The organism is Streptomyces sp. NPDC046759 (genome assembly GCF_040645475.1).
Taxonomy (GTDB): domain Bacteria; phylum Actinomycetota; class Actinomycetes; order Streptomycetales; family Streptomycetaceae; genus Streptomyces.
The window spans coordinates 1-8140 of sequence record NZ_JBEYYJ010000066.1 but is presented as its reverse complement, the minus strand read 5'-3'; the positions used below and the strand labels follow the sequence as shown (position 1 = coordinate 8140).

The following is an 8140-nucleotide window of genomic DNA, read 5'->3' as shown; positions in this document are numbered from 1 at the left end:
CTTCCTCACCACCCAGTACCTGGAGGAGGCCGACGAGCTCGCCGACCGCATCGCCGTGCTCAACGACGGCCGGATCGCCGCCGAGGGCACCGCCGCCGAGCTCAAACGGCTCGTGCCAGGTGGCCATGTGCGGCTGCGGTTCTCCGACCCGGTGACGTACGAGCGGGCGGCGACCGCGTTGCGCGAGGCCTCCCGGGACGACGAGGCCCTCGCACTGCAGATCCCCAGCGACGGAAGCCAGCGCGAGCTGCGCTCCATCCTCGACTGGCTGGACGCCGCTGCCATCGAGGCCGACGAGCTGTCCGTGCACACCCCCGACCTGGACGACGTGTTCTTCGCCCTGACCGGCAGCTCCGTGACTTCGCAGGCCACCGACCAGCAGACCGCCGACCAGCAGACCGCCGACCAGCAGACCGCCGACAAGGAGACCGTCCGATGAGCACCGCCGGCCACGCGTTCCGCGACAACCTCACGATGCTGCGCCGCAACCTCCTGCACGCGCGCCGCTACCCCTCCCTCACCCTGAACGTGATGCTCACCCCGGTCATGCTGTTGCTGCTGTTCGTCTACGTCTTCGGCGACGTGATGAGCGCCGGCATCGACGGCGGCCACGCCGACCGCTCCGACTACGTCGCCTACATCGTCCCCGGCATCCTTCTCATGACCGTGGGCATGACCTCGCTCGGCACCGCGGTGTCCGTGGCCACCGACATGACCGAGGGCATCATGGCCCGGTTCCGCACCATGGCGATCTCCCGCGCCTCCGTGCTGGTCGGTCATGTGATCGGCAACGTGATCCAGACGCTGCTGGCCCTGGTGGCCATCCTGGGACTCGGCTTCGCCATGGGCTTCCGCACCGACGCCACGCCGGTCGAGTGGATCGTGGCGGCGGGGCTGCTGACGCTGGTCACCCTCGCGCTGACCTGGGTCGCGGTGGGCATGGGCCTGGCCAGCCCGAACGCCGAGGGCGCCAGCAATATGGGGCTGCCACTGACGATGCTGCCGCTCCTGTCCAGCGCGTTCGTGCCGGTGGACGCCATGCCGGGCTGGTTCCGCTGGTTCGCCGAGTACCAGCCCTTCTCACCGGCCATCGAGACGCTGCGCGGACTGCTGCTGGGCAGCGGGATCGGCACGAAGAACGCCGTGCTGGCCGTCGCGTGGTGCCTGGGGCTGAGCCTGCTGGGCTACCTGTGGTCCAAGGCGCAGTTCCAGCGTGAACCGAAGCGGTGAGTTCGGGTGTCCGGCGGGTGCGCCCCGCTGGGACCGGCCGCGCGGTTCCCCCGCGCCCCCCGCGGGCGCTACCGGCCCCCGGCGTCCGTCAGTTCCCGCAGCGCCTCCGCGCGCAACTCCTCCCGCCCCAGGGCGGCGTACCTCGACCTCGCGTCGTCGTACGCCGCCCTGTCGGCGTGCTCGGCCGCCTCCCGGGACCGGTTCAGGGACAGGGTGGGGAACTCCCGCACCGCCGGCATCCGCTCCGCGAGCGCCACCAGCCGTACCGCCCCCGTCTCGCCCCCGGCCAGCCCGGCGAGGCCGAGCGCCAGCAACACCGTGCCGTACACCGGCAGTTCCACCGGGCCCCGGTCGGTCCCGTCGGACAGCATCCCGAGCAGCCGCTCCCGCAGCTCCCCGGCGAGGCCGGCCACCGGCTGGAGCCGTCCGGCCTGCGCGTGCGCCGCCAGCGCGGCCGACCGCACCTCCTGCGACCAGGGCTCCACGAACGGGTCACCGGGATACAGCAGGCTGTCCTCACGTATCTGCGCGACCGCCCGGCGCCACAGCCCGAGTCCGACCTCGGTCAGCCCCCGGGCGAGCGCGATCTCCGCCCGGGCCGGCAGCTCGGGGCTGAAGATCCGGGTGGTCTCCGACGGCCGGTCCAGCGCCGCGAGCCCCAGCCAGTACTCCGCCTCGTCGACGTCGCCGCGCTGCAGACAGGCGAGCACCAGTCCCCAGTGCACCCCGACGGAGTCCGACCAGTCACCGAACCTGCTGAACTCGGCGAGCGCATCCAGCGCGGCCACCAGATGGTCGTACGCCTCCGCGCCGCGCTCCGACTGCAGGCACAGCTCGCTGATCCGGCCGTGGCTGAGCAGCGCCGTGCTCGGATTGCCGAGCGGGCCCAGCGCGTCGATCATCCGGCGGGCGTACTCCAGCGCGCGCTCCGTCTCGTGCTCGGCTTCCCACACATAACTCGCCACGCACGCCGCGACACCCGCCAGCAGCGGCTCATCGGAGTCGCACAGCTCCTCCAGCCGCGTGTACCGGGGCGGGCGCATGTCCGGTACGGCGCACAGCACGACGGCCAGCGCCCGCACCAGGGTGTCCGGCGGCGCGGGCGGCAGCCGGCGCAGCGTGACCAACTGCCGTACGGCGTGCGGGCCCCGGCCCATGAAGAGGCTCGCCGCGCACACGGCCGCCGCACTGCGGGCCGGCTCCACGTCCTCCGGGTCCCCGGGCCCGGGGCGGAACCGGGACAGCGGCCCGCCGGTCTCGGCGACGAGGGCGGCGAGGCGGGGGTAGTTCGAGTCGGTGGCCCACAACGAGGCCAGTACGGCGGTCAGGGCGGCGGTGGCGGGGCCGTCGGCGCGGGCCAGGGCGTGCCGCAGCGCCAGGACGAGGTTGTCCTGCTCGGCGCGGATGCCCAGCCAGGCGGACACCGGGTCGGAGCTGAACAGGACGTCGTGGCGGGCGCGGCCGAAGTCGCGGGCCCAGGCGAGGAAACGGCCGGTCACCGCCTCCTCCTCGCCGGCCTCGGCGCGCTTGGCGGAACCGAACTCCCGCAGCGTCTCCAGCATGTGGAAGCGCACTCCGCAGGGGCTGTCGCCCACCTTCAGCAGGGACTGCCCGGCCAGCTGCTCCAGCAGCGCCAGCGTGTCCCCGGTCTCGCCGAGGACGTACTCCGCCGCGTCCTCGGTGAAGCCTCCCGGGAACACGGACAGGGCGCGCAGCGCCGCCCGGCCGTCGGGTTCCAGCAGGTTCCAGCTCCAGTCGACCACGGCCCGCAGGGTGCGGTGCCGCTCGGGTGCGTCGCGGGCGCCGCCGCGCAGCAGGGCGAACCGGTCCCGCAGCCGGCGGGAGATGTCGGCCACGGAGAGCACGCGCACCCGGGCCGCGGCGAGTTCCACCGCGAGGGGCAGCCCGTCCAGGTGCCGGCAGATCTCGGCGACCTCTCCCGCGGGCAGTTCCACGCCGGGCCGCGCGGCCCGCGCGCGCTGCACGAAGAGCTCCACCGAGGTCGCACGGGACAGCTCCGGCAGGGCGTACACGGACTCCGAGGTCAGCCCCAGCGGGGCCCGGCTGGTGGCCAGGACCCGCAGCTCCTTGGACCGCGACACCAGCGCCTGTACGAGAGCGGCGGCACCCGCGACGACGTGCTCGCAGTTGTCCAGCACCAGCAGCGCGGGGCCGGCGCCGAGGGCGGCGACGATGCCGCTCACCACGTCGGCGCCGCCCGCGAACTGCCGGCCCTCCCCGGCCCCGACCGACGACGCCACCTCACCGGCCACGTCGTCGTCGGCGGTGACACCGGCCAGGGGGACGAAGTGCACCACGGGTTGTTCGGCCGCCCGGCTCACCGCGTGGGAGAGGCGGGTCTTGCCCAGCCCGCCGGGGCCGACGACGGTGACCACCCGGGCCTCGCGCAGCAGCCCGGCCACGGCGGCGAGGTCGCCGTCCCGCCCCAGCAGCGGGTTCGGTTCGTGCGGCACGCCGTGGCGCACCCTCGGCGCGTCCGCGTTCAGCAGCTCCTGGTAGACGGCCCTCAGGCCGGGCCCCGGATCGGTTCCCAGGTCCTCACGGAGCCGGCGCCGGTAGGAGTCGTACCGGGCCAGCGCCGCGGCCCGGCCGGCGGTGCCGGCCTCGCAGCGCAGCAGCTCCGCCAGCACCTCCTCGTCCCGCGGCAGCCGTTCCGCCAGTTCGGACAGCGGCGCCACGGCCTCCTCCCGCCGCCCGAGCCGGGCGAGCGCGAGCGCCCGGGCGCGGACCAGCGCCCGGTGCGTGCGGACCCGGCCGGTACGCAGCGCCACCACCGGGTCGTGCAGGTCCTCGCCGGTGCCCGCGCCCACGTTCCCGTCCCACAGCGCCAGCCCGGCCTCGGCCTCGGCCAGCGCTCCGTCGTGGTCCCCGGCCCGGGCGCGCCCGGCGCTCGCGGCCTCGTGCAGCAGCAGCGCGGAAGCGTCGACCTGCGACTCCTCCAGAGCCAGCCGATAGCCCGCCGGTGTGCTCACGACCAGATCGGCACCCAGCTGAGCCCGCAGCCGCGACACCAGGATCTGCACCGCCTTGCCCGGCCGCTCGGGCAGTTCCTCCGCCCACAGCCCCTCCACGAGCCGACCCGTGCTGCAGCCGGTGCGCAGCTCCTCCGCGAGCAGTGCCAGCAGGCCGCGCAGCCGGGGCGCGGTGATCTCCCGCCCGCGACAGGCGACACGGGACAGGAGGGTCAACTCTGTGGTCATCCCTGCAGATTAGCCAGCGGTCGGGAAAGGCCGGATGCCCGGAGCACCGTCCCGAGGGTCACGACGGACCTCGCGGGCGAGGAACCCGCAGCCGCCCGGCAGACGCCCTGCGGGCCCGTGGAGCGCTACCCCGTCCCGGTGACCTGCTCGCCGTCCCCGTGGCCGGTGCCTGCCACCTGTCCATGGCCTCCGGATGCGACCTGGTCGGCCGCCCACCCGTGGTGGCCGTACGCGACGGCCTCGCCCGCCTCCTGGTCCGCCGCGAGTCCCTGGAGGACATCCGCGGCCGCGACGTCGGCCTGTGGCGGGCCCGCGGCGCTCACCCCTGCTGCACCCGCGGACTCCCGCGCACGCCTGCTACGTTCGCTGACGTGGTGGAGCGGCGCAGGCAGATGTGGCCCTTGTACGCGGCCGGGTTCACCACGGCCTTCGCAGCGCACGGCATCGCCGCGAACCTCGGCGCCCATGCGAAGGGCGCGGTGACCTCGCTGCTCGTGCTGGGCGGGCTGCTCGCCCTGTACGACGGCGCCGAGGTGGTCCTCAAGCCGGTCTTCGGCACCCTCGCCGACCGGATCGGCGCCCGCCCGGTGCTGCTCGGCGGTCTCGTCGCGTTCGCGGCGGCGTCCGCGCTGTACGCACTGGCGGACAGCCCCGGCTGGTTGTGGGCGGCCCGGCTCGGCCAGGGCGCGGCGGCCTCCGCCTTCTCGCCGTCCGCGTCCGCGCTGGTCGCGCGGCTCAATCCGGCCGCGGGGCACGGCCGTGCGTTCGGCACGTACGGCTTCTACAAGTCCATCGGCTACACGCTCGGCCCCCTGCTCGGCGGCGTTCTCGTCCGGGCCGGCGGCCTGCGGCTGCTGTTCGCCGTCCTCGCGGTGCTCGGCGCGGCCGTCGCCGGCTGGGCCGCGCTCACCGTCCCGGCCGCACCCCCGCTGCCGAAGACCCGGCAGACCGTGCTGGACCTGGCCCGGCGGCTCACCCAACCGGCGTTCCTCGCCCCGACGTCCGCACTGGCGGCGGCGACCGCCGCGCTGTCGGCCGGGGTGGGTTTCCTGCCCGTTTCCGGCCGTGCCGCCGGACTGGGCACCGTAGCTACCGGCGCGGCGGTGTCCGTGCTCGCCGGCTGCGCGGCCGTCGTGCAACCGCGGGCCGGGCGAGCCCTGGACGACGGACGACTCGGCGCGCGTTCCGGCCTGGTGGCAGGGTTGTGGGTCACCGCGGCGGGTCTGGGCTGCGCGACGCTGCCGGGCCTGACCGGCATCCTCACCGCAGCCGCGCTCATCGGCGCCGGTACGGGCCTGATCACCCCGCTCGGTTTCGCGGCGCTGGCGGCGTCGACTCCTCGGGAGCGGCTGGGGCAGACCATGGGGGCGGCGGAGCTCGGGCGTGAACTCGGCGACGCGGGCGGCCCGTTGCTGGTCGCCGTCGTCGCCTCCGGCACCACGCTGGACCACGGCTTCGGTGCGCTGGGTCTCCTCGTGGCGGCGGGGGCGTCGGCGGCGCTGCTGCGTCGGGGCTGAGGCAGGCTGCCCAGGGCCGTTGCACGGGGTGCCCGACTCCGGTGCCCGGCAAGTGCCGGGCCCAGGCCGCTCGACCACCCCGGGGGCTCACGTGCCACGACATCGACACCCTCTACGACAACGTCGGTCTCCCGGACCACAACCGGTTCCGGGAGACCGACGTCACGAGGGCCCCGAATCGACCACCAGCGTCCGCGGTGGGGGCCGGGGCCGTCGCCGGTCAGTCGACGTGCAGGGTGAGGGCCGCGGTGTGGAGCCTGCCGCCCGTCCGGAACTGCAGGAACAGCCGCCAGTCACCGGACCGGGCGAACTCGGCGTGGAAGTTCAGCACCGGCCCGCCGTGATCGCCGTCGGCCTCCGATTCCGGGTGGAGGTGGGCGAAGGCCAGGTCGCCCTGGTGGAAGGCGGTCAGGTGGGCATAGGTGCCGAGATAGGGCTGCAGGTCGGCGACCGGCCTGCCGTCCCTGGTGACGGTGGCGGTCAGCCGGTGGGCCATGCCCGCCATCGGCTCGCCCTGCACCGTCACGGTGTAGCCGTCGACGGTGGTGCTGCCGGACGGCTTCGGCAGGGACGAGACCGGCGCCGTGCCGGGCACCTTCACGGTGCGGCTCAGGACGAGGCTTTCGCCCTTGCCGGAACCGCTGTCCGGGGTGAAGGAGGCGTACAGCCGCCAGGTGCCCGGCCGCAGCGCGGCCAGCGGCGCGCTCCAGGTGCCGTCCCCGGCCATGGTGGGGTGCAGGTGCCGGAACCCGGTGAGGTCGGAGCGGATGGCGTAGAAGTGCATCCGCTTCGTCTGGTCGACGGCGAAGCCGGTGACCGGCCGGCCGTCCGGCCCCGTGATGGTGAAGCGGTACGCGCTCGCCCGCCCGGTGGGGAGAGCCGCGGTGGCGGAGGTCATCCGGTAGCCGTGCTGCGCGGCGGCGAGTCCGTTGCCGGCGGACGAGCCGTCCATGCCGGGCATCGACGCCATGTCGTCGGCCGGGGCCGAGGGTGACGGCGTACCGCTGTGGTCCATGCCGGGCATGGCGGGACCGTGGGCGGGGCCGCTGCCGGAGCCGCAGGCGGCGAGGGTCAGGGTGAGTACGGCGGTGGCGGCGGCCGCCGTGAGGACGTGCCGGGACGTCCGGGAACGCTGGGACATGGAGGTGTGTCTTTCCAGGTGGGCGCCGCCGGGCGGCGCGGGTGAACGGGAGGCCTGTACCGGGTGCGCGGCGACGAGCCGGGCCCCGGAGGTCTCCTCACGTCCGCGCGACGCAGACCTGGAGCAGGAGCAGGCGCCCACCGCCCGGCGGCCCTCGGCGCCGGGTGCCGCCGGACCTCCGCCGCGCCCACGGCAGCACGACGACGGCCGGGAAGACGAGGCCGGCAGCCGCGAGCGGGGGGTGCGGGGAGATGACGGAACGCGTCGTCGTGGCCAGGCACAGCGCGCCCTGCATGGGCTCGCCCATGTGCGCGCCGGGGCGGGCGGCGGTGGCCGCGGAGTGCGCGGACCGTGGGGCGGCCGTGCCGGAGAGGGCGTACGGGGTGGCCTTGTGGTGGACCGTGCCGTGGGCTGTGGCGGCGCGGCCGGCGGGGTGACCGGCCGGCCGGGCGGGTGCCATCGGTGCGACGGCGGTGTCCGGCATGGCCCCGTGGCAGCCGCTCCACGCCGCGGCCGGACCGCCGTGCATGAGGAACAGCCCGAGCAGGACGGCAACCAGAACGGCGGGCCGCACCGGGTGGCGGATGCGGGCCCTGGCCGTAGCGGCGGCGGGCTGCGGGACGATCACGGCTCCACCTTACGGGGACGCCGGTCGGCGACGCGGCTGAGCGGGGCCGACCGGGGGAGGCGACGCGGGCTCGGCGGCCGTGCCACCCGGCCGGTCCGGGGCGGCGGGCGATGCCCGGCTCGGCGTGAAGAGGGTCGGCGTGAAGGAGGGGTCCGGCGTCACCCGCCGCTGCGGCGGCCCGGGTGCTCCGGCCCGCAGGATGGAGATGGCCGTTTTTCTACGTCTCGTAGTAGCTTGAGCGGTCGGAGAGGGCCTGGCCGAGGGAGTGTGGGAGGTGCCTGGTGGCGGGCGGTGAGGGCGGCCGGGGGGAGGCTCGGCGGCGTGCGCGGGGTGAGCTGGAGGGTGAGGTGCTGGCCGCGTTGTGGGCGGCCGGTGGGCCGGTGCCGGCGGTGGTGGTGCAGGA

5 protein-coding genes and 2 pseudogenes are annotated in these 8140 nt (G+C 75.3%); 4 read left to right on the top strand and 3 right to left on the bottom strand.

The genetic code is table 11. From position 1 onward, the window contains the following. Together ABZ919_RS41250 and ABZ919_RS41245 are read left to right on the top strand one after the other, a co-directional pair. Positions 1–439 (top strand): annotated as a pseudogene (locus ABZ919_RS41250) (ABC transporter); the annotation flags it as partial. Next, the gene (locus ABZ919_RS41245; protein WP_361259395.1) at positions 436–1230 is read left to right on the top strand and encodes an ABC transporter permease; all 795 of its coding nucleotides are present in this window, start codon (positions 436–438) and stop codon (positions 1228–1230) included. The pseudogene ABZ919_RS41250 and the gene ABZ919_RS41245, both read left to right, overlap by 4 nt. Before the next feature lie 68 nt (positions 1231–1298). Here ABZ919_RS41245 and ABZ919_RS41240 read toward each other — a convergent pair whose 3' ends face one another. Continuing rightward, on the bottom strand, positions 1299–4451 hold the full coding sequence (locus tag ABZ919_RS41240; protein WP_361259392.1) for a BTAD domain-containing putative transcriptional regulator: 3153 nt from the start codon (positions 4449–4451) through the stop codon (positions 1299–1301). A gap of 131 nt (positions 4452–4582) precedes the next feature. Between ABZ919_RS41240 and ABZ919_RS41235 the strand changes: the two are divergent. Together ABZ919_RS41235 and ABZ919_RS41230 are read left to right on the top strand one after the other, a co-directional pair. Beyond that, positions 4583–4753: pseudogene (locus tag ABZ919_RS41235) on the top strand (diaminopimelate decarboxylase); the annotation flags it as partial. A gap of 90 nt (positions 4754–4843) precedes the next feature. Continuing rightward, positions 4844–5968, top strand: coding sequence for an MFS transporter (locus tag ABZ919_RS41230; RefSeq protein ID WP_361259398.1), 1125 nt, complete (start codon positions 4844–4846; stop codon positions 5966–5968). A gap of 220 nt (positions 5969–6188) precedes the next feature. Here ABZ919_RS41230 and ABZ919_RS41225 read toward each other — a convergent pair whose 3' ends face one another. Both ABZ919_RS41225 and ABZ919_RS41220 read right to left on the bottom strand, forming a co-directional pair. Then, positions 6189–7109 (bottom strand): hypothetical protein, encoded by a 921-nt coding sequence (locus tag ABZ919_RS41225; protein ID WP_361259389.1) that lies wholly within the window; start codon positions 7107–7109, stop codon positions 6189–6191. 97 nt (positions 7110–7206) lie between these two features. Next, positions 7207–7737, bottom strand: coding sequence for a hypothetical protein (locus ABZ919_RS41220; protein WP_361259386.1), 531 nt, complete (start codon positions 7735–7737; stop codon positions 7207–7209). Positions 7738–8140: the final 403 nt, after the last annotated feature.

Coding starts and splice junctions, on each gene's coding strand:
- ABZ919_RS41245 (WP_361259395.1), top strand. CDS start 436: ATGAGCACCGCCGGCCACGCGTTCCGCGACAACCTCACGATGCTGCGC.
- ABZ919_RS41240 (WP_361259392.1), bottom strand. CDS start 4,451: ATGACCACAGAGTTGACCCTCCTGTCCCGTGTCGCCTGTCGCGGGCGG.
- ABZ919_RS41230 (WP_361259398.1), top strand. CDS start 4,844: ATGTGGCCCTTGTACGCGGCCGGGTTCACCACGGCCTTCGCAGCGCAC.
- ABZ919_RS41225 (WP_361259389.1), bottom strand. CDS start 7,109: ATGTCCCAGCGTTCCCGGACGTCCCGGCACGTCCTCACGGCGGCCGCC.